Raw genomic sequence first — 21073 nt, 5'->3', positions numbered from 1 at the left:
TTTAGCCACGCGGTAAAGTAAAGGCAAAGGAGCCAGAGCGACTTGAAAAATCGGATACGCACTTATCTTGTTCAACTGGCACCTGTTTTGGCTGCCAACGTGCTTTCTTCCAGCTCAGAAAGCGGGCAGAGGGAGTACGCTCCATCAACATCATGGCTTGTCAAAATGTTTGCGACGTTTGCGGATTGTGCGGGGGCAGAGGGACATCGCGATCTGGACAGGCTATCGGAGGAGCTGTATGCCGCTTGTGCGGATGGGAGAGCGCCTGCCCGCGAAGCCGCTGAGTGGATTCGCTTGGGGAGGGATGCGGTGCTTGCCCGCCTGAATGGCGACCTCGCCGCCATCGCAGGTACCGAAACGGAGCGGGAGCCGTATTTGCAAGCAATGGTACAGCTCTACCAGGTGGTTGATCAGGTGCTTGCCCGCTTGTTCCACGTCGGACAAGCAGGCGGCATTCAAAACCTTCAGGCTGTCCACGGCTCCGAAGAGGGGGGAGCCGAGGAGTATTTCTCCGAAGTGGCCGAACAGGAATTGGTCCAGCTCGTCTTAAAATCCAACGACATCGCGGTGCTCATGATTGACAGGCGAAAGAACATTATCGAGGCAAACTATGAGCTTGCCCGACTGTTTCGAGTAGACCGCGACCAGATCATAGGCAGAAATATCGACGAAGCGTTCTGTCCGCACGACAGCGAACGTTTCGTCCAATGGGTGATCGAGCGTGGGCAATCCGGGCATTATGTAGCGGAATACAATTCGCAGTGGACGACAGTCAGCACGAGTCCGATTTATCGAAACGGGGAGCTGTGCGGGGCGATCGCGGTAATGCGCAATATCACGGATAGCAAGCGCTACGAGGAAGAGCTGACGAAGCGGGAGGCGCTGGCCGCAGTAGGACAATTGGCAGCAGGCATGGCGCATGAGATTCGCAATCCTCTGACTTCGATCAAAGGCTTCATTCAGTTGCTCAGGGAGCAGGGGGACAACAAGCGCCGGGAGAGCTACTTCTCGGTCATTTTGACGGAAATCGAGCGGATCGATGGCTTGTTGAATGACGTGCTCGTGCTGGCCCGCTATCGGGACGACAAGATCGTCTCCGAGCGTTTCCTCGTGATGGAGGAAGTCCACGGGGTCGTTCGCCTGCTGGAGCCGGAGGCAAACAGGAGAGGCATCCGGCTGGACGTGCAGATTGGACAAGGGGATTGGTACATATACGGTCATCGTCCGAGGATCAAGCAAGCGTTTTTAAACATCCTGAAGAACGCATTCGAAGCATTGATGGGCAAAGGAACGTTGGTGCGGGTAAGCGTATTCGCCTCGATTAATCAGGTCGTCATTACCGTCGAGGACGACGGGATCGGGCTATCAGAGGAAGCGAAGCAAAATCTGTTCGTGCCATTTTACACGACGAAACAGGAAGGGACAGGACTCGGCCTGTCCACGACACAGCGCATCATCAATGATCACGGCGGAGAAATTTTTGCGGATGATTCTCCCAAGCTGGGTGGGGCTCGCTTTGAGATCAGACTTCCGCTTTGCCAGAATGGTCAAATCTGAAAGAGAATAGCAAAAAAGACGGAAGTAGCGCTTCCGTCTTTTCGTCGCTCTATTTGACCAGCCGATGGCGGAGCGCCATGGCTACAGCCTGCGTGCGATCCTCTACGCCCATTTTTTGCAGGATGCGATGGACGTGGGTCTTGACCGTGCCCTCGCTGATGAACAGGTTTTGAGCGATTTGGTCGTTTCGGTAGCCGTATGCAATCTGCTGCAACACATCGAGCTCGCGATCCGTCAAATCATCCAGGAGGACCGATGCGGATGGCGGACTTTCGGGAGCGGGCTGCTGGGCTTTGAGGACTTCCGCCAGCGCTTTGGCGGCTGTCACGGTATGGAACAGCGCTTCTCCCTGGTACGCGCGACGGATCAGATCCAGCATTTCCTGCGAATCTGCGTCTTTCAGCATGTAGCCGACGGCTCCGGCGCGGATGCCGTCTACCACGTAGTTGTGATGGTCAAAAGTAGTGAGGATGAGTACTTTCACCGTGGGGTGCGTTAGCATGATTTCCCTGGTCGCATCGATCCCCGATTTGTTCGGCATTTGTACGTCCATCAAGACGACATCGGGAACGAGCTCCCCGATGATGTTTACGGCTTCGTTGCCGTCTGCCGCTTCCCCGATAACCTCCATGTCAGGTTGCATCTGGATGACGTAACCAAGTCCTTGACGAATCATCGTCTGGTCATCTACCAGAACGACGCGAATTTTCTCTTGCTGAGATGTATCAGTCATCGCCGATTGCCCCCTTCGTTCGAAGTGATGTCAGCGGGATTTCCACATCGATTTGAAAACCGTGCGGATCCCGAACAAAGTAGTGAAATTTTCCATTCCATTTTTGCAGTCTCTCCCGAATTCCGTTCAGTCCGAAGCCGGGTTGGATCGCCTTGTCAGGAGTGATGCTGCCATCGTCTCGAATGGAGATCGCGATGGACTCCGGCTTCGTTTCCACGTGGACATCGATGGTTTTCGCATCGGAGTGACGCAAGGTATTTGTAATCGCTTCTTGCAAAATGCGATATACCGTGACAGTCACCTCTTGGGACAACGTGCTCTCGAGATTGTTGCTGATCAAATTCATCTTCACGCCGGTGTGCTTTTCCGCCTGGGACAAAAGTGCCCGCAGGGGAGCGAGCCCCAACGATGTTTTATCCATAGCAAGGGTGTGAACGGAAGAACGGATGTCATCCAGACTTTGCTTGGCTACGCTGAGCATATTCCGAACGGCCTCCTGCGCTTGGGGAGGGCCGTCTTGCAGCATGTACTTTACCGCATGGAGCTGGACGATAAGCGATGTGAGGCTGTGGCCGAGTGCATCGTGGATGTCCCGTGCGATTCTGGTACGTTCCTCCAATACCGCCACCTGCATGGTATGGAGCGCCGCCTCCTGCAATTGGTCGTGGGCTTCACGCAGCTCGGTGTGCGCTTTTTGCAGCTCCTCCAGATGCTGTTGGTTCATCTGGTACGCCGTGTTTTGAATACGGTACCCGCGCCCACCAATATAGCAACCGATGTAGGTCAGGATAAACGGGACGAGGTGGGCGATGGACAAAATGCCCTCGAAGTACATCGACAGGGTCGTGCAGACACCAAAAAAAGTCGCATACGCAAGCGAGCGTTTCCCTTCGATATGAAAGCCGATGAACACGGCGAGCGGAAGCATCATGCCAAAGCCTTCTCCGCCTACGACCAAACTCTTGATCAGGGAAACGGAGCCGAGCAATATCGTGACCAGTTCAATCTGGAAGGGCTTCCAATTTTTTTTAGACGCCCAGAAGACGACGATATAAAAAAAGAATAGTACCATTGTAATGAAAAACTGTAAGGGGGTTTCGTGAATAAATGAGTTCGGCAATAAGGCCAGCACGATCAATACGGAGAACCAAATGATCAATAAGCGCTTCTGAATTGCTTTAAGGCTAACTTTCCACAAAGAGACATCCTTCTTTCTCTGTTCTGGATTATCACTTAGTTTCATTCTAGCATGCGTTGTCATCTATCTCCAGATAGACCCTCCCCTTCTGGAAATCAACCAGGTGGTAGACTTCACTACCTAGGACTATCGGTAGAATAAGGTTGGTGAAATGACGAGTAACAAGGATGAGTCACGGGTCACGTAGTGAATGCAAGGGGAGGCTTTCATGAAAGAACTGATTCAGCTGGCAAAGCTCCTGCGGGAAGCAAGTGCCTTGTTTTCATCGATTTCGAAGAAGGAACTGGATAGCGGCGACGTCACATGGCAACAGGTCCTGATCCTGGAACAGATTGAGAAAGGGCCAAAAACGATGGGAGACATAACCAAAGCTGTCGATCTTTCATACAGTACAACTTCGGGGCTGATCAACCGGCTGGAGCAAGAAAATTTGGTGAGGAGGTTTCGAGATAGTAGTGATCGCCGCATCGTGTGGGTTTCCCTGACTGAACGGGTACAGGAGGGGATGGAGTTGGAGGATCCTCATGCAATCTCATCTCTTCATGCGTTGCAGGAAATGATTTCACAAAAAAAGAAACTGACTAGCTGATTTAAAGAAGAGGTGAGTAAAGTTGAATCTGTCAGAACTATCCATTAAACGCCCCGTCACGATGATCATGCTGACGGTGGCCATGCTGATTTTTGGTTTCGTCTCGCTTCCACGACTCGCCATCGACCTGATGCCGGATTTGAATTTCCCGGTCGCGGTCGTGGTTACTTCCGTCGACGGTGGTTCGCCGAGCGAGGTGGAAAAGCTCGTAACGAAGCCAATCGAAAACGCGCTGGGCACAGTTTCAGATTTGGACAGTATTTCCTCCGTATCCGTGGAGGGAGCTTCCCAAGTCATTCTGATGTTCAACTGGGGTACAGACCTGGATCAGGCGACCCTGGACATGCGCGAGAAAGTGGACCAGGTTCGCGGCGCTTTGCCTGACTCTGCTCATGCACCGCGCGTACTGCGGATCGACCCGAACAGCCAGCCGATTATCCAATTCGCGGTGACGGGCGATCAAGATGTCAACCAGTTGAAAAAAATGGCGGAAGATTTGATCCAATCCAGGCTGGAGCGGATCGATGGCGTGGCGTCCGCATCGATTAGCGGCGGTCAAGATCGCATCATCGATGTCATTGTGGACCCGGCAAAGCTGTCCGCTTATGGCCTTACTCTCGATCAAATACAGCAAGCGCTTAGCAGCAGCAACCTGTCGGGTTCCGCAGGGGCTGTTCGCGAGGGTGACGGAAAACTCAACATCCGGGTGCAAGGGGAGTACGCCAACGTAGAGCAGATCGCACTCGCTCCCATCTCGCTCGGAAACGGCAGCTCCCTTCGCTTGAGCGACATTGCCCAGGTGAAGGATACGACCGAGGAAGTCACGCAGCTGAGCTATGTGAACGGCAAGCCGAGCCTTGGCATTTCCATCACCAAGGGATCGGGCGGCAACACCATCGAGGTCGCAGACGAAGTCAAAAAAGAGATGGAAAAGATCAAAAAGGACCTGCCTGCGAACATCCAGGTCACGACCACCCTTGACACGTCAACGTATATCAAGGATTCCATCTACACGACCGCAGAGCACGCCCTGCTCGGTGGTCTGGTCGGGATCGTCCTGCTGTTCTTCTTCCTGGGAAGCATCCAGTCCATGATCATCGCCATTATCGTATTGCCGGTGTCGATCGTGGCGACGTTCCTTCTCATGTACATGACAGGGCAGACGATCAACCTGATTTCCCTGTCCGGCTTGACCCTGGGTCTGGGGTCACTGATTGACTTTGCGGTCGTTATGCTTGAGAACATCTTCCGTCAGCGGGAGCAAGGCAAGAGTATGATGCAAGCGGCCCTTGACGGTTCGAAGGAAGTGGGAACGGCCGTTATGGCTTCGGCATTGGCGCAGATTTGCGTATTCCTGCCGATCGCTTTGACGGAGGGGATCGCGGCGGAATTGTTCGGACCGCTTGCATTGACAGTGGTGTTCTCCCACATTGCAGCGCTCGTGTTCTCCATTCTGCTGGTCCCGATGCTGAGCTCGCGCATCTTGAAAAAGGTGCCGGATCACGCGAACCGAAAAGATTACCGAGGCATCAACCCGGTTATTTGGTTCAACATCGGATTCCACAAAGTGGAAAAGGCGTATCAAAAATTGCTCGGCTGGGCATTGGGACACCGTAAGACAGTAATTATCTCGGCGATTGTCATGATGGTGGGCTCGCTTGCCCTCACGCCGATGATCGGTGCCGAGTTCATTCCGAGCATGGACCAAGGACAAATCTCGGTTTCCATCAAAATGCCGAACGGTACGGTGCTTGCCGAAACCGAAAAAGTGGCCAAACAAGTGGAAGCAATCGTCAACCAGGTACCGGAGAAGGACATTGTGGCGACCTCCATCGGCAGCAACGGTTCTCCGCTTGCCAGCACGCTTTCCTCCAACCAGGCGACGATTTCGCTCAAGCTGGTGGACGTCACGCAGCGGCAGCGCTCCTCGGAAGACATCGTGATCGACTTGACGAAAAAGATGAAATCCATTGCAGGGCCTGAGATCACTGTCAGTGCAGCCGAGGGCATGTCCACCGGTTCGCCGATTGAATTGACGGTTCGCGGGGATGACCTCGATGTCCTCAAAGACATCAGCTCGATCATCAAAGGGGAAGTAGAAAGCATTCCTGGCACGAACAACGTAACGACGAGTCTGGAAGAGTCCAGACAGGAATTCGAAGTGAAGGTGGACGCGGAGAAAGCGAGCCTGTACGGCCTGACAACCGGCCAAATTCTCTCTGCCGTGCGCACTTCCTTCCAAGGGCAGACTGTTACGAAGTATCGTACGGGCGACGATGAAATTGACATTAAGCTTCAATTGCCTGAGAATTATCAGGAAGATATTAACTACTTGAACAATCTGCGCATTTCTGCACCAGGCGGAGCTCAAGTGGCACTTTCTTCTGTGGCATCGATCAGCAAGGTAGACGTGCCGCTGACGATCAACCGCTCCAACATGACTCGTGAAGTGAAAATTACGAGTGACTTGGCTGGGCGGGATCTGAACTCGGTCACGAAAGATATTCAAGCCAAGGTGGATAAGTTGAATCTGCCAGATGGATACAAGCTGGAATTTGGCGGTCAAAGTGAGGATATGGCGGAATCGTTCGGCAGTCTGGCACTTGCGATTGTCCTCTCCGTGGTATTGCTCTACATGGTCATGGCATCGCAGTTCGAGTCGCTGTACAGCCCGTTCATCATCATGTTCTCCGTACCACCGACGGTTACAGGCGTGCTGCTTGGTTTGCTCGTGACGGGAACACCGATCAGCGTATCCGTCTTGATCGGTTACATCCTGCTGATCGGTCTGGTCGTGAACAACGCGATCGTACTGATCGACTATGTCAACCAACTGCGTGCACAGGGCTGGGAACTGCGTGATGCGATTCTCCATGCCGGACCGATCCGTCTGCGCCCGATCTTGATGACCACGCTGACGACGATCTTGGCAATCGGACCGCTTGCATTCGGTGGCGGTTCGGGTACAGAGACGCAAGCGCCGATGGCCATCACGGTAATCTTCGGCCTCAGCTTCGCTACCTTGATTACTCTCGTTTTGGTGCCGGTCGTCACCACTTCGTTCGATGAACGAGGCAAAAAACGCCGGGAAAAACGCGCTCTGCGCAAAGCGAAGAAAGAAGCCAAGAAAAACGCAAAGAAAGCTCCCGCTCTGGAAGTGTAAATCGTTTGTGGGATAAGGAGGGACATATATGTTTAAAGCCAATAAACCCGTCATACTAGCGTTGCTCGCCATCACACTGGTGGCAGGTTGTTCCAGCCCGCAAGCGGCCGAAACACCTTCGGAAAAGACGGAGTCCGTCACACCGGTTCAGGTAGAGCAGGTTTCGACAGGTACAGTCAGCTCGGATTCCGGGCTGACCGCAAAGCTCGCACCAAGCGAGGAAGTGCAAATCACCCCGAAGGTAAGCGGCAAGATCACGTCGCTTCCGGTTAAACTGGGGCAGTACGTCCAAAAGGGACAGCTCTTGTTTAAAATCGACGAGCAGGATTTGAGCAACAGCGTCCAACAGGCAGAGGCTTCTTATCGGGTGGCTCAAGCCAATCTGAAACAGGCATCCAGCAGTTCGGACCAAGGACTGGTTCAAGCGCAAAACAGTCTGAAGCAGGCAGAGCAAGCCCTGCAGGATGCCAAAGTCAACCAGCAGCGGATGCAGCAGTTGTTCTCGCAAGGAGCCATTTCGTCCCAGCAGATGGAACAAGCGAACACGGAGCTGACCAACGCCCAGACTTCGTATGCGAATGCGCAACAATCTCTGCAGGTAGCCAAGCAAAAAACCAGCACGCAAGTTTCGGAAGCATCGGTGAACCAAGCAGCTGTTAGCTTGCAAAACGCGCGCGAGTCGCTGGCAAATGCGACCGTGACGGCACCGATCAGCGGATTTGTCTCCAGCGTGAACGGCGCTGTAGGTCAGATGGCGGGTCAACAGCCCGTGGTCGTACTCGTGAACACGAACCCGCTGTTGGTGAAAGCAAACCTGTCCGAAGCAGATGTTACCAAAGTGAAGGTGGGCACGCCTGTCAAAGTGAATGTGCAATCGACAGGAAAAACAATCGATGCCAAAGTCACGGCAATCAGCCCCGTCATGGATTCGCAGCTCAAAGCGTATCCGGTTGAAATCACCATTCCGAATCCGGACAATGCTTTGAAATCGGACATGGTCGTGAACGTGACGTTCCCGAATAGCACGGGCGGAAAATCGAACAGCTTGATTATCTCCCGCAAAGCCGTTTTCGAGCGCTCGGGTAAACAATACGTTTTCAAGCTGGAAGGCGATGTCGCCAAACAGGTGGAAGTGACGACAGGGGCAGCATCCAGCGATACCATCGAGATTGTCTCCGGTCTGGCCGCTGGAGATACAGTCGTGGTGAAGGGTCAGACGCTGCTGCAAGACGGCGGAAAAGTGACCATCCAGAAGTAATAGACACAGGAGAAAGAGGCGGTATCGTATCCGCCTCTTTTTTTTTGTGAAGAAAGCATACGGTTGTTCCCTCAGTGGCAAGACGGTTAGTCGCAGCAGCAGTAGCTTCATTAAGGTGACATAATAAATATTCCGTAAACACAATGTCACGGATTTAAGGCAAAGTGTCCGTTCCACTTTTGGCAAGGGGCAAGTTTCGCTACAATAAGGAATATAGTGGATGAAACAACCTTCGGAGGTATGTATGACTGGAAACATTTCCATTTTGCTGGCTTTTGGCGCGGGCTTTCTGTCGTTCATTTCGCCTTGCTGCTTGCCCCTTTATCCGTCTTTTTTATCATACATAACGGGGATTACCGTCGATGAAGTGAAGAGAGGGCGGACGGTATTCCAGAAACAGGCTTTGCTGCACACGTTGTTCTTTATCATCGGTTTTTCCATTATTTTCATTGCGTTAGGTCTGTCTACCTCCTGGATCGGAAGTCTCTTCGTCAACCAAAAGGACTTGATTCGCCAGCTTGGCGGCATTTTGCTCGTCGTCATCGGCCTTGTCATGCTCCAAGTATTCAAGATGGACTGGATGATGCGATCGTTCAAGATTGATTTAAAATCCCGCCCAATCGGGTATACTGGGTCCATACTGGTAGGAATGACATACGCTGCGGGCTGGACGCCGTGTGTTGGCCCCATTTTGTCCGGGATCATCGTCATGGGAGTGTCGGACCCCTCCCGTGCCTTGACCTACACCATCGCCTACACGCTCGGGTTTGCCATCCCGTTTTTTGTGATGACATTCTTTATCAGTAAGGTGAGCGCCATCGTCAAATACTCCGATCAGTTTATGAAAGTGGGCGGAGGCGTCATGATTTTGTTCGGGGTGCTTTTGTACACAGACAAGTTGACGGATATTACGCGTGTCCTGATTCAATTGTTCGGCGGCTTTACAGGATTTTGATCGAGCATAAGCAGAGGTGACAACATGAAAAAGCTGGCCCTGGCGCTGCTGGTGACTGTGGGTGTCGGCTTTGCCGTCTGGCAAGAGCCCAAGGAATCTGCCGCCGTAGTGACGGAGGTACAAAAGCCGCAAGTGGGATTTCAGGCCCCTCATTTCACGTTGACAGGCTTAGACAATCAGGTATACAAGGTCGAAGGGAAGAGGTCCAAACCCGTGGTACTCAACTTTTGGGCATCATGGTGCGGGCCGTGCCGCATGGAGGCGCCGGATCTGCAAAAGCTCTACGAAAAATACGGCGGCAAGGTCGACTTTTACGGGGTAAACGTTACCACTAGCGACAGTCCGGAGGCGGCAAAGGCCTTCGTCGAAGCGTACAAGCTCACCTTTCCGATTCCGATGGATGTCGCCGGTACCGTTTCCAACCGCTATTTGGTCCAGGCTTTCCCGACGACCTATGTGGTGGACACGCAAGGCATCGTCCGGAAAAAAATAATCGGCATGATCGATTCCTACACCCTGGAGCAGGAATTGAAGCAGGTTTTGGGGGAAAAGCCATAAGAGGTTTCTTTAGAGAAGCGCTGTGCCTGGGCACGGCGTTTTTTTGCGGGAGCGCATGGCCCATTTTGCGGCAATCTGACCGGTTTTGTGCCCTTGCCTAAGGAGTAGGGTTGTTCTCCTTCATAGACTGGAGTGATCCAGGGCTAAGGGGGAGAGCGGATGGCCAAGGCGAAAAAGGTAAAGAAGAAAAATTCCCGGCAACACCCGAATCAGCTGAACTTGAAAATCGTAACATCTTCCACCTGTCAGGTCTGCAAGCAGCAATGCGCCCGGGGGTTGGCATATCTGGAGCAAATGTCCCAGCCCGGCGCGATCGGATTCGGTGTCCCGTGCATTTTGACCAAGCGACAGCCTTGATGAATGGACAGGATTGCATCTGTGGGGAGATCATCCCGCTAGGATAGCTGGCAGGATGATCTCGTTTTTTTCCCTGCCGCAATTCCAGGTCGCTAAGAGAACAAGGATTTCCAATCCGTTCTATGGCAGGGCCGCTTCGCGTGCTATACTAAAGAGACTTCCACCATGTCTACGAAAGGAGAGGGAGCTCGTGCGCCCTTTGCAAATATCGCCTGAAACCGCGGTCAAGCTGGCTGAAAAGCTGAAGGTTCCACTGGAACAGCTCATGCACATGCCGCAGCACATCCTGCTGCAAAAAATGATGGAGCTGGCCAAGCAGGAAGAGGAGAACAAGAAAGAAGAGTAAGCGGGGTTACATATAAGCAGGGTTCTACGATGGGGAAGGATGTGTCTCTTCCCCACATACATAAAAGGGGGATGCGGGATATGGCAACAAATATTGCTCATAAGTTTCGGACGGGGATCAAACCACAGGCGTTTATCGACGGGATGACCAAAAACCAGGAGAAATTCCAGGAATGGAAAGCCGCCTTTGTGTGGCCGAGCGAGGAAGACCGCGAGTTTTTCGCTTCGCTGGCACATCGGGACGATTTGCGCTGCCTGATTATCGCGGCCGATTGGTGCGGCGATGTGGTCCGCAACGTGCCAGTGGTTCTCGAAGCACTGAAGGACACCGAGATTCCCACGGAGATCATGATCATGGAAGAGCACCTCGATTTGATGGACGAGTTTCTTACCATGGGCGGGCGCTCCATTCCTGTGGTTCTCTTCGCTGATACCGGCGGGCACGTGCTGGCCAAATGGGGGCCACGTCCGAAGCATGTTCAGGATGTGATGGTCGCTTTCAAACAGCAAAACCCGGATCGCAATGCTCCCGACTACGACGACAACATCAAAATCGCTCGGGCGCAAATGCTGGAGCAATACGGTGAGGGGACTGGCTACCAGACGGTTATCGTAAAGGAACTGCGAGAGCTGCTGTCGTCGATATAACGGTTTTTTGATGGAAGCAGGCGGGGGTATCTCCGCCTGTGGACCTGAACAAACCAGGGAAAGGTTGAATGGAAGTGCATTACTACGGAAATGAGACAATCATGTCTTTGGAGCAAGTATTGAGACTGAAACCATCTGAGGTGCGTATTCTGGAATGGGTCAGGACCTACGAGTTTTTGGAAAACAGCTACGGGGTAGACGAGTCTGTTCCCTATTTCCTGGATATTCGCTGCGAGGCGGAGGGGGTACGTATCCGGAAGAATCGAATCACGGAATTTCCGGATTTTGTTTGCGAGGCTGAGCGGCTTTTTCCGAATGTGGAAGAAGGACTGTCTGTCTTTCATCAGTGGGCGGAGGAGATTTTGCAACAGATTGAAAAGTCGTAGAGCTCTTCCACATGCCATTGCATTTACGGAATGGTCGTGCTATCATAGCCATACAGTTTTCACTCGCCGGTGTGGCGGAATGGCAGACGCGCGCGACTCAAAATCGTGAGGGAAACCGTGGGGGTTCAAGTCCCTTCACCGGCACCATATATGTCAACGAAGCTCTTTGGGCGAATCGTCCTGAAGAGCTTTTTTTGTTGAAAACCGCAGGGTTCATCCGGATCCTTTTCGGAGTGGCAGCGGTCATGCTGATAGTCGCCCTTCCTGAAGGTGGGATTCTGTCGGCTTTGGCTCTTCAAATGCTTTTCGTCTTCGTGAGTCTTGCGATTTCTTTTCGTATCAAGCAGGTGGAAGCAGCAACTGAGAGAGACTTTTCGGACCCGGAATAACACTTCCCCTTCTCAACTTGCCTTGGTGAAGCAGAGTATTGGGGGGTATCAGGAGCCCGAATCGATTCCGAATGGAATACGATTTGTCGTCTTCCGTCTGCGCTTGCGATCGCAAACGGTTGATCGATTGGGTGTCGTTTCGTCATGGACGGCAAGCTCAACCGGCTCAAACCGAGATCAAGGGAAACACCCTTTAGATAATTGGCTTCCTGCGGGCGACACCCCAAAGTAAAACCCCACCTTGACTTGAAAATTATGGTGATGATTAAAAACATTATGTGTACATTGAAAATCGTATGTTGAATAACCGGCACGCTAACCATTGTGCTTAACAAATACATGGACGGTGTACTTTTCCATATGGTCCTTTAGCGTACAAACAGTCTAGGCATTATCGATAAAAGATGAAAATTATGGTAGTATTAATCTGCTAGATAACGATGAGTAATCCTAACATTCATATTTTTTATCTATCTTTTATCGGATGTAAAGTACGAATGATTGACGGAAAGGCTCCCTCACAGTAAAGAAAGCCTCATATCTGAAAAATCATAGGAGCAGTCGACAATCTACTTCGAATAGGAATTTGCAGAGTTGCGCCGCCAGTGGATTCTGTGTCTTCTTTCCGTTATGAACATGAACCATACTGCATAATTGGTAAGGCAATCGATCTATAACCATATGGATCCACAGAATGGAAATAGGAATGGAGAGAGGCGAGGGCAAATGGAAAATCAAAAAGAGCAGTGTCCGAAATGTGGAAGCCAAGAGATCGGAAAAGGGAGACAATCTGGGTATGCGGCCGTGCACCCCTTACATAAAGTGTTTGCTCTTGGTTCGGCTATCTTTCATAGAATCTGTACAAATTGCGGGTATGTGATCGAGAGTTATGTTGAAAATCCATCGAGATTTAAAAATTAAAACGGCATAGTTGATCGGAGGGCGGAAGATGGCTGTAAAAATCGTAAATGGTGACTTGCTTCAAGCGACAGAAGATATCATTGGACACCAGGTGAATTGTCAGTGTGTAATGGGAAGTGGAGTAGCGAAATTTGAAAGAGAGATTGTACGTAAAATGATAGAAGAGGTTTTCCATGATGATCAAGAATAGTTAGCGCAGCGATTGATTCGAGATGAAAATGGAATAAATGTACGACAAGAGGTTAATGAATGCAAGCGGAATCTTCATTTTGACGGGGAATGTCAAACGTTTTGTGGGCGCTCGTTTACTTGCAGAAGCGGGTCTTGTTCAACTGTTACACGATGCTTTACAAAAATAGTAGCTCCGATTAAGCTTGTATCGGGAAATTATACCAGAGGCGCAGGGCGAGATGTCTTGCTCGCGCGAGGAGGGACAAGCCGGTGTTGAACAAAGCATTGCTGATCGGGGATGTCATGCACGAGTGGGCGGGGACACGCCGACTGTTGGCAAGTTTGCCGGACGAGCATCTCGGTTGGAAGCCGCACGAGAAGTCTTTCACGCTCGGGGAATTGGCGACGCATGTCGTCAACCTAGTAAATTGGCAACTGGGCATTCTTCGTGATACGGGGATTGACCTGGCGATCGCGGCTACTCGAAGGGAAGCGTTAACGAGTCGCCAGGCGTTGCTGGATGAATTCGACGCGAACATTGTGGAGCTCGAGCGGACGCTGGACGCCATCGACGAAGCGGCGCTGGCTTCGGACTGGACGCTCCGTCGCGGCGATACGATCATGGCCGTTCAGCCGAAGGCGATGGCGTTCCGTACGATCGGCATGAGCCACATGATTCACCACCGCGCGCAGCTCGGCGTATACTTGCGTCTGCTCGACCAGCCGGTCCCTGGCGTTTACGGCCCGACCGCCGACGAACTAGGCAAGTAGCGATCTGCAGGTGATGGCCCGTCGGACTCGTCCGGCGGGCTTCCTGATCTCATTCGTCGCTCAACCGCATAGATATGACTGGAGGTACAGGCGATGGGGGAGATGAGCTGTACACTTCTTGCCGGATTGATGATATTTATGGACATCGCACTTATTTACATAATAAAGGAACAGATTCATGTGACATCGTCATTAAGATGAAATCAAGGAAATACAAAAAGACATAAAATTCCTGAGCCACTAGACAAGTTTAATCGAACGTTATATAATTGTAAGCAGATGGAACAATTGCTTCGCGGTGAAACAGGACCATTACGAAGTGAAAATACTTTTCAAACACTATACATTCATGCGGGTGTAGTTCAATGGTAGAACTCTAGCTTCCCAAGCTAGTAGCGTGGGTTCGATTCCCATCACCCGCTCCATCGTTTTTAGTACGTAGAAACCTTGAGAAATCAAGGTTTTTTTGTATTTATGGCTTCGTGTAAGGTGGGGGATAAAGCGAGGGGCAATCATCTAGTGGGGACGGATTGGGGACGAAATTCACAGGGTGCTTTTTCGAGGATCAAATTTTTCTAGCTTCTTAGCTGTCTCTTGGCTCATCTTTTTCGTAACGTGCGCATGCAGGTCTGCAGTGGTTTGATACTTTGAGTGCCCCAGCCGTTCTTGTACGGCTTTCAGATCAGCGCCAGCTTCGATCAGTAGGGTAGCCGCAGTATGCCGTAGATCGTGATGCCGGATATGTTCAAAGCCGTTTCGTTTTAGAAATTTTCTCCATGTCGACGTAGGAGTAGTGTAATAATAGGGGCCACCTGATTCATTGTAGAAGGAGACGGTGAAGTTTCGGAACTGGACCAAGAGCGGGATGCTACGGTCGCCGGTGTTCGTTGATTTTGTATTGACGGATTGTAATATGAAGTGCGACAGCTAGAAAAAAGGAAGCCCATGAATGGATTCGTGTAAAATGGAAGTTACCACACAACCATTTTCTACAGGAGGACCCATCATGAGCTACTCCCATCTTAGCATAATGGAACGTGGACAACTAGAGACGTTGCACCGGCTTGGCTGGTCCACGAGAGCCATTGGCCAGCATCTCGGTCGCCCATCACTCCTCCATCGCCCGAGAACTTAATAGAGGGCGAATAGATTCGTGTTATGAAGCTGCGCCCGCACAGGAAGCGTATCAGCAGCGGAGAGCCTCCTGCGTGCCGACAGGTAAGTTCACACCTGAGCAGCCAAGGAATTGCAGGAGAAGCTAGAGCTGACCTGGTCACTCGAGCAGATTTCGCCACGGTGTCAGATGAGGAACTGGCAGAGGCTGTTCGCCTCATCAACCACAGACCTCGAAAATGCCTTGGCTGGAAATCAGCTTACGAAGCCTTCATGGATGAACTGTCGCACTTAGCTTGACCATCCGTCTTGTTAAAGAAAACAAGGCTGGTAAATCATACATGGCGATATGAGTGGCAGCAACGACCATAAACATAGTTTCCAATAGTAGAGATCCGAGGTTTGAGACATCCTGTGGGTTTAGCTGTTCTACCCCCAGCTCTTGTGATGATAATCCCGCTTCGGTGTTACACATGCTATTGTTCCCATATGGTGAGATTGTTTTCTTCTAGGATCCGTTCAAGCCGCTGGAAGTCTTGTTTGGCCTGTCCTTCCAACCTGCGGCCGCTTTCGTGTGCCAACAATTCATTAATCAAAATGAGCGGCACGCATGAGAGCAAACTGTCGATTTCACCGGCAGTGATCACCACGCGAGATAGACTGGTCAAAGGGTGCTGATCTTGGTTGCCAGTAGTGATAAGCATCACTGGAATCCCTAGTTTGTGGCAAAGTCTTACCATTTCCCCTGTTTTTTTAATTATAGGACGAACGGCAAAGACAATGACAAGATCTTGTTGCTTCATCCTTGCGATCGTTTCAATCATAAACTCCGATTCGTCACTCAGTTGATAGACATTGTCCATATGGTGCTTGAGTAGATACTCAAGATTGAGCGCAAATGGCTTCGAGGTGCGCAAACCAAGAACATAGACCCTTTTTGCCGAAAGGATAGCTTCAATCCCTGCCTCGAGCTGAGCAAAAAAATGTGGATTGTTGAGATTTCGAAATAGTGCTTCACCCTCAAACAGCACGCCAGCAAAGCGGGAGCTACCACTCTCCAAGTTGACACTAAGTCTTTTTTGCTGCAGTTCCCAAAATGTGGAGTAGGACTCTCCTGCACTGGAGACAACAGCATGACGCAGGTCTCGTTTAAAGTTGCTGTAGCTGGTGTAACCCAACGACTCAACCAGTCTCATCACTGTTGTGGTTCCAGTCCCGACTTTTTGAGCCAGCTCCGCAACGGTAAGAGAGCTGGCTTCAAATAGATTGGCATTGATGTATTGACAAATTTGCCTTTGTTTTTTGGGAAGCATCGTACTCGCGGAGCGGATGCGGTCGATTAAATTGTCTCCCATTTGAAGCCCTCCATCGTACAACTAGGTAGTGTTACGGAATATTATAAACCGCTTTATTTCTTTTTTCAATTTATGAGGAAAAACGGTTTTTTTTATTTCAAAATAAGGAATAAAATATACCGTATAATAGATAAATCGATTGACACGGTATATTTTATTCCTTATTATGTGCTTAATAGCTGAGAGACATCTGAAGATTTTGGCATAATCAGTTGATCAGCTTGCTGGAATGACATGGCACAGCCTTTATAAGGAGAAGGAGGGACGCAAAAAACGAATGATTCGGAGCGTGTTGCAGACGAATGACCGTTCCGTTTGACGGACATAAGGGTGGCACGCGATTTTGCATCGCGATGATTATCGGATCAAAGCCTAAATCAGAGAGGGGTATACATGAGAATGAAACAAAAATGGCTTTTCCTTCTTATTGCCACTGGTATGGCGTTCTGTTATTCCACAAACGGGTCTTTGGTAAGGGTACATGCGGAAGAGACAGCGGTGAAGAAGAATCTGCCTCATGTAATGGTTCTGGCAACGGGAGGGACGATCGCTTCCACAGCAGAATCAAATACTGACTCTTCAAACTACCAAGTTACCAATGGAGTGAACGAGCTTATAAACGCTGTTCCAGAAGTAAAAAACATAGCTACTGTCACCGGAGAGCAGGTAATCAATGTAAGCAGCCAAGATATAAGCGATGATGACAGACTTGCATTAGGTAAACGCGTGAACGAGCTTCTAGCAAAAGATGATGTGAATGGCGTTGTCGTCACTCACGGAACGGAAACTCTGGAACAAACAGCCTATTTCCTAAATCTGGTCGTGAAAAGCGACAAACCGGTAGTTCTGGTTGGTTCCATGAGACCGGCTTCGGCAATTAGCACTGATGGACCGATAAATTTTTACAACGCAGTCAAAGTAGCGGGTGACCGACAATCGCAGGGAAAAGGAGTCCTCATTGTTCTCAATGATCGGATTGGTTCCGCTCGATTTATAAGCAAAACAAGCAATTGGACGACAGATTCCTTTAAATCGTTAGAGCAGGGGTTTTTGGGGGATATTGTTGGCGGGAAAGTTAGGTTCTATCAACAACCGTTGACCAAGCATACGTACCAGACGGAGTTTGATATCGCAAACCTTGCTATGCTGCCAAAAGTCGATATCCTTGCCGAATCTTATGGAAGCAACGATCTCGCGTTGTTGAATGCAGCCATTCAAAGCGGGGCAAAAGGAGTGGTTCTTGGCGGGTGGGCAGCATCGTCGGCAGATGAAAAAATGGGGAACTTGCGGGGCGTGGTATTAGTCAAATCCTTTTACCAAGCAACTGGGCAAACACTTTATGAGCAAGATTCTTTCGTAGAGAGTAACTCACTCAATCCCCAAAAAGCAAGAATTCTTCTTCAACTGGCGCTTACCAAAACAACAGATCCGAAAAAGATCCAGCAATATTTTAATGAATACTAAAGCTCTGTCAGGGGTAAGACATGCAGAGGCTGCAACAGAATAAACAAAATCGATATGGAATACCATGCGAACAAGGACAAGCGGCTTGATAATTGTATAGAAGAGAAACATGTCAAGCTATCGTTCTATTATTAGGGAAGAGGGTTCACGGATGAGACTATCAGAAGTGTTTGTAAACGAAGGGGTAGTCCCTACATTGATGATGGATTTTCATTCTCATCGCTATGAAATGACGATGATGAATAAGGCTCATGGGCTCATGCTGGTCAAGCAGGGCCTTCTGGATAAACAATCGTATCGAAAGATTGCCGATGGACTGGATAAAGTGTTGAATTCTTTTCGGGCAGAAGATCTGGATGGACAGAAAGGAGACCTTTATTTTAACCTTCAATTGGCGATGTACCAATTCGTCGGGGAGAAGGTCGGCTGTCAAATCCATTTAGGCAGAAGCCGCAATGATATGTTGGGCGCTGTTTATCGAATGGAGACGAGAAGAGCTCTTTGGCAGGTAATGGAGCATTTATTGTCACTCAAACGTACTCTCCTTAAAAAAGCGGAGGAAAATCTTGATACGGTTATTACCTTTTATACGTTTGGTCAGCCTGCACAGCCAGGTACTATCGCTCACTATTATCTGATGCTCTTTGATGCGCTGTCACGGGACTTTACACGACTGAAAGCCGCCTATTTAAACACGAACCGTTCTCCCATGGGAGCTGCCGCGGGGATAGGGACAAGCTACCCCCTTGACAGGCAATTTGTTTGTGACCTGCTGGGTTTTGACAGCGTTATCGAAAACAGTATGGATTCGATCGGAAGCACAGACTATTTACTAGAAATAGAAATGGCGCTTTCCTTACTGATGAGCAACATCAGCAAGGCCGCATCGGATCATTTTTTTTGGGCTACGGACGAATGCCGTACATTAGAATGCGGATTTGAAGTTTCCGATGGAAGCAGTATCATGCCGCAGAAAAAAAATCCAGTCGCGCTCGAGCTTATTCGCTCCAAATCTGCGCATTGCGCGGGGGTCCTGATGGATGGTTTGATGGCAAATCGCAATACCAGCATGTTCCCGAATTATGATTCATTGGAAGCCAGGTCGACGTTCTGGAATGGGATCAGCGAAGCAACTCGGGTGTTGGCTATTTTTGAAGATGTTTTGAACTACTCTGAAGTACGAAAAGAGCAATCCTATGAAAGAACGAAAAACAACTTTACAAGTGCGGCCACCATGGCAGAAATTCTTTCCCAAAAGTATGACATTCCTTTTGAAGATAGCCACCATGTCATTGGCGGAATGATCAGAAGGTTAATGAATCAAGGATCCCTTGATGTGAAGAATATGACCGGAGCCCTACTGTCTGAAGTCGCCAAGGAAACAATGGGGATTGAAATTATGATGACAGACGAAGAAGTTGCAAGTATGATGGATCCCCTCTACTGTTTACAAGGAAAAGTAACTGGAGGCACACCAAAACCAGCGGATTCACAAAAAATGCTTACGAAAAATCGTTCTGTTTTAGAGGAGGAGACAAAATGGTTAGCCGCTGCAAAACAGCAAGTTAACAGCGCGTATGAAAGAATCAACAAGAGTGAAGGGAGCCATACTTAATGAGAAATGCACAAGCAGTAACAATGGACAACGCGCCACTTAATAAATTTCATTATAAAATGGCAGCGTATACATTGATTGGCCATTCGATTGACGGTTATATCATTGCTATGATGTCGTTTATTATGGTAAAAATTATTCCCGCATTGAATATGAGCCCGCTTTGGCAAGGATTAATTGGTAGCTCGCCTTTGATTGGTATTTTCCTAGGGAGTCTGATCTTCGGAAAATTATGCGATACAATCGGCAGGCAGAAAATATATACGTGGCATTTTGTTGTATTGATTGTTGCCTCATTTCTGCAGTTTTTCGTAAACGACGCAGCTCTGTTGTTTGTTCTGAGACTGATCCTGGGAATATCCATTGGGGCCGAATATGCGGTCGGGGTGACTCTTCTTGCCGAATTCACACCAACGAAAGCACGCTCGCTTTTTCTAGGACTGAATCTCTCTACTTTTGCCATAGGGTCTACGATAGGTGGACTCGTCAGTTATTTTACGATCGACATGAGTCCCGATGCCTGGAGATGGATTTTAGCTAGCAGCGGAGTGCTAGGGATCATTACGATGTTTTTTCGAGCAGGTGCTCCCGAATCCCCAAGATGGCTCATTAGCCAAGGGCGAATAGATGAAGCGCGAGAGGTGGTAAGGAAGTACATTGGACCTGAGGTGAGCATCGATAATCTCATTGAGGACCAAAAGTTGGCCACGCAAGCTCCTGGTCAAGAACTTTCGGGAATCCGCCAGCTATTCAGTCAAAAATACTGGAAGTCAACACTCTTCATCGGCATCTATTACATGATTAGTGTACTGCCGAGCTTCGCGCTTGGTCCGTTTCTGCCGATTATCTTTATGAGCATGGGTTTTTCCGGTACTGCTGCATTTGGAGCAACCGTTCTTACCTATTTCTGCAACATCATTTTTAGCACCGTTGCAGCCGCGATTACAGACAAGTTTAAGCGTAGGACCCTTGCTATTTTCTCTCTGACGTTTATGGCAATTCCTCTTATCATTATAGGTATATGGACAGATATGCTGCCACCTATTCTCATTATCATCCTTTATATAGCCGCTCAATTTTCTTCCTATGCAGGAGGAGCACTTACCAATATTTATCCAGTTGAAATGTATCCAACGAATCTGCGGGGGGCGGGAAAGGGTCTTTCTACTGCACTAAGTAGAGTTGGTTCGGTTATCGGTTCGTTTTTGGTCCCAATCGTACAATCTGGGTACGGGGTAAGTGCTGTTATTCTCATGATTTCATTCGCGTGTGTTCTTGGTGCAATCGTAACGATAGCATGGGCACCAGAAACGCGAGGGAAGGACTTAAGTGCGCTAGAAACGGCCAGTGAATAAGTAACAATATCTTGCCGCGCATTGGTGGATAAGAATGGGAGTAGCTTACGGGTACACAAGTTAACGAAAATTTTAAGTTATACCATATAACTTAAAGGGACGCATCTATTTCCATCTGATAAGAGACGGAAGTAGATGCTTCTTCATTTCACTCACGTTTTATAATAAACAA

19 protein-coding genes, 2 tRNA genes and 2 pseudogenes are annotated in these 21073 nt (G+C 49.6%); 19 read left to right on the top strand and 4 right to left on the bottom strand.

The window, feature by feature from the left end; all coding sequences use genetic code 11:
- The first annotated feature begins 42 nt into the window (after positions 1 to 42).
- Positions 43 to 1557, top strand: coding sequence for a two-component system sensor histidine kinase NtrB (locus RGB73_RS16450; protein WP_310763645.1), 1515 nt, complete (start codon positions 43 to 45; stop codon positions 1555 to 1557).
- Between the two features lie 49 nt (positions 1558 to 1606).
- Here RGB73_RS16450 and RGB73_RS16445 read toward each other — a convergent pair whose 3' ends face one another.
- Both RGB73_RS16445 and RGB73_RS16440 read right to left on the bottom strand, forming a co-directional pair.
- Positions 1607 to 2290 (bottom strand): response regulator, encoded by a 684-nt coding sequence (locus RGB73_RS16445; protein ID WP_310763643.1) that lies wholly within the window; start codon positions 2288 to 2290, stop codon positions 1607 to 1609.
- Positions 2283 to 3533 carry a sensor histidine kinase gene (locus tag RGB73_RS16440; protein WP_396136112.1) on the bottom strand — a complete coding sequence of 417 codons (1251 nt, stop codon included), beginning with the start codon at positions 3531 to 3533 and terminating at the stop codon, positions 2283 to 2285. Before RGB73_RS16440 ends, RGB73_RS16445 begins: the two co-directional genes overlap by 8 nt.
- A gap of 163 nt (positions 3534 to 3696) precedes the next feature.
- Here RGB73_RS16440 and RGB73_RS16435 point away from each other — a divergent pair, with 163 nt between their 5' ends.
- The 13 genes from RGB73_RS16435 (at position 3697) to RGB73_RS16375 (ending at position 14424) form a co-directional block, all read left to right on the top strand.
- Positions 3697 to 4077 carry a MarR family transcriptional regulator gene (locus tag RGB73_RS16435; protein WP_310763639.1) on the top strand — a complete coding sequence of 127 codons (381 nt, stop codon included), beginning with the start codon at positions 3697 to 3699 and terminating at the stop codon, positions 4075 to 4077.
- A gap of 22 nt (positions 4078 to 4099) precedes the next feature.
- Positions 4100 to 7240, top strand: a complete 3141-nt coding sequence (locus RGB73_RS16430) for an efflux RND transporter permease subunit (protein ID WP_310763637.1) — start codon at positions 4100 to 4102, stop codon at positions 7238 to 7240.
- A gap of 28 nt (positions 7241 to 7268) precedes the next feature.
- A complete protein-coding gene (locus RGB73_RS16425) occupies positions 7269 to 8498 on the top strand; it encodes an efflux RND transporter periplasmic adaptor subunit (protein WP_310763635.1) in 1230 nt (409 codons plus the stop codon).
- Between the two features lie 244 nt (positions 8499 to 8742).
- The gene (locus RGB73_RS16420; protein WP_310763633.1) at positions 8743 to 9453 is read left to right on the top strand and encodes a cytochrome c biogenesis CcdA family protein; all 711 of its coding nucleotides are present in this window, start codon (positions 8743 to 8745) and stop codon (positions 9451 to 9453) included.
- A gap of 24 nt (positions 9454 to 9477) precedes the next feature.
- Positions 9478 to 10011 (top strand): TlpA family protein disulfide reductase, encoded by a 534-nt coding sequence (locus RGB73_RS16415; protein ID WP_310763631.1) that lies wholly within the window; start codon positions 9478 to 9480, stop codon positions 10009 to 10011.
- Positions 10012 to 10170: 159 nt separating this feature from the next.
- Entirely contained in the window at positions 10171 to 10368 is a 198-nt protein-coding gene (locus RGB73_RS16410) for a hypothetical protein (RefSeq protein ID WP_310763629.1), read from the top strand.
- Between the two features lie 190 nt (positions 10369 to 10558).
- Positions 10559 to 10714: a YycC family protein gene (locus RGB73_RS16405; RefSeq protein ID WP_310763626.1), complete on the top strand. Its 156-nt coding sequence runs from the start codon at positions 10559 to 10561 to the stop codon at positions 10712 to 10714.
- Between the two features lie 80 nt (positions 10715 to 10794).
- The gene (locus RGB73_RS16400; RefSeq protein WP_310763625.1) at positions 10795 to 11361 is read left to right on the top strand and encodes a thioredoxin family protein; all 567 of its coding nucleotides are present in this window, start codon (positions 10795 to 10797) and stop codon (positions 11359 to 11361) included.
- Between the two features lie 74 nt (positions 11362 to 11435).
- A complete protein-coding gene (locus RGB73_RS16395) occupies positions 11436 to 11747 on the top strand; it encodes a hypothetical protein (RefSeq protein ID WP_310774360.1) in 312 nt (103 codons plus the stop codon).
- Positions 11748 to 11812: 65 nt separating this feature from the next.
- Positions 11813 to 11894 (top strand) — tRNA-Leu (locus RGB73_RS16390).
- Positions 11895 to 13085: 1191 nt separating this feature from the next.
- Entirely contained in the window at positions 13086 to 13247 is a 162-nt protein-coding gene (locus RGB73_RS30625; RefSeq protein WP_396136111.1) for a macro domain-containing protein, read from the top strand.
- Positions 13248 to 13501: 254 nt separating this feature from the next.
- The gene (locus tag RGB73_RS16380) at positions 13502 to 13999 is read left to right on the top strand and encodes a DinB family protein (RefSeq protein ID WP_310774357.1); all 498 of its coding nucleotides are present in this window, start codon (positions 13502 to 13504) and stop codon (positions 13997 to 13999) included.
- A gap of 351 nt (positions 14000 to 14350) precedes the next feature.
- Positions 14351 to 14424: transfer RNA gene (locus RGB73_RS16375), tRNA-Gly, on the top strand.
- 118 nt (positions 14425 to 14542) lie between these two features.
- Here the strand turns inward: RGB73_RS16375 and RGB73_RS16370 are convergent.
- Positions 14543 to 14857: a tyrosine-type recombinase/integrase gene (locus tag RGB73_RS16370; RefSeq protein WP_310763622.1), complete on the bottom strand. Its 315-nt coding sequence runs from the start codon at positions 14855 to 14857 to the stop codon at positions 14543 to 14545.
- A gap of 148 nt (positions 14858 to 15005) precedes the next feature.
- Here RGB73_RS16370 and RGB73_RS30745 point away from each other — a divergent pair.
- Positions 15006 to 15296, top strand: a pseudogene (locus tag RGB73_RS30745) (transposase); the annotation flags it as partial.
- A pseudogene (locus tag RGB73_RS30740) lies at positions 15281 to 15412 on the top strand (IS30 family transposase); the annotation flags it as partial. The pseudogenes RGB73_RS30745 and RGB73_RS30740, both read left to right, overlap by 16 nt.
- Before the next feature lie 176 nt (positions 15413 to 15588).
- On the opposite strand, the gene RGB73_RS16360 reads toward RGB73_RS30740, so the two are convergent.
- Positions 15589 to 16467, bottom strand: coding sequence for a MurR/RpiR family transcriptional regulator (locus tag RGB73_RS16360; protein WP_310763618.1), 879 nt, complete (start codon positions 16465 to 16467; stop codon positions 15589 to 15591).
- A gap of 399 nt (positions 16468 to 16866) precedes the next feature.
- On the opposite strand from RGB73_RS16360, the gene RGB73_RS16355 reads away from it, so the two are divergent.
- The 3 genes from RGB73_RS16355 (at position 16867) to RGB73_RS16345 (ending at position 20901) form a co-directional block, all read left to right on the top strand.
- Entirely contained in the window at positions 16867 to 17931 is a 1065-nt protein-coding gene (locus tag RGB73_RS16355; protein ID WP_310763616.1) for a type II asparaginase, read from the top strand.
- Between the two features lie 151 nt (positions 17932 to 18082).
- The gene (gene argH, locus RGB73_RS16350; RefSeq protein WP_310763614.1) at positions 18083 to 19546 is read left to right on the top strand and encodes an argininosuccinate lyase; all 1464 of its coding nucleotides are present in this window, start codon (positions 18083 to 18085) and stop codon (positions 19544 to 19546) included.
- Positions 19546 to 20901 carry an MFS transporter gene (locus tag RGB73_RS16345; protein ID WP_310763612.1) on the top strand — a complete coding sequence of 452 codons (1356 nt, stop codon included), beginning with the start codon at positions 19546 to 19548 and terminating at the stop codon, positions 20899 to 20901. The genes argH and RGB73_RS16345 overlap by 1 nt, the downstream gene beginning before the upstream one ends.
- Positions 20902 to 21073: the final 172 nt, after the last annotated feature.

Source organism: Brevibacillus brevis (assembly GCF_031583145.1).
GTDB classification, from domain to species: Bacteria; Bacillota; Bacilli; order Brevibacillales; family Brevibacillaceae; genus Brevibacillus; species Brevibacillus brevis_E.
Note: the sequence above shows the minus strand (reverse complement) of the source record. Positions and strands in the feature narration are given on the sequence as shown.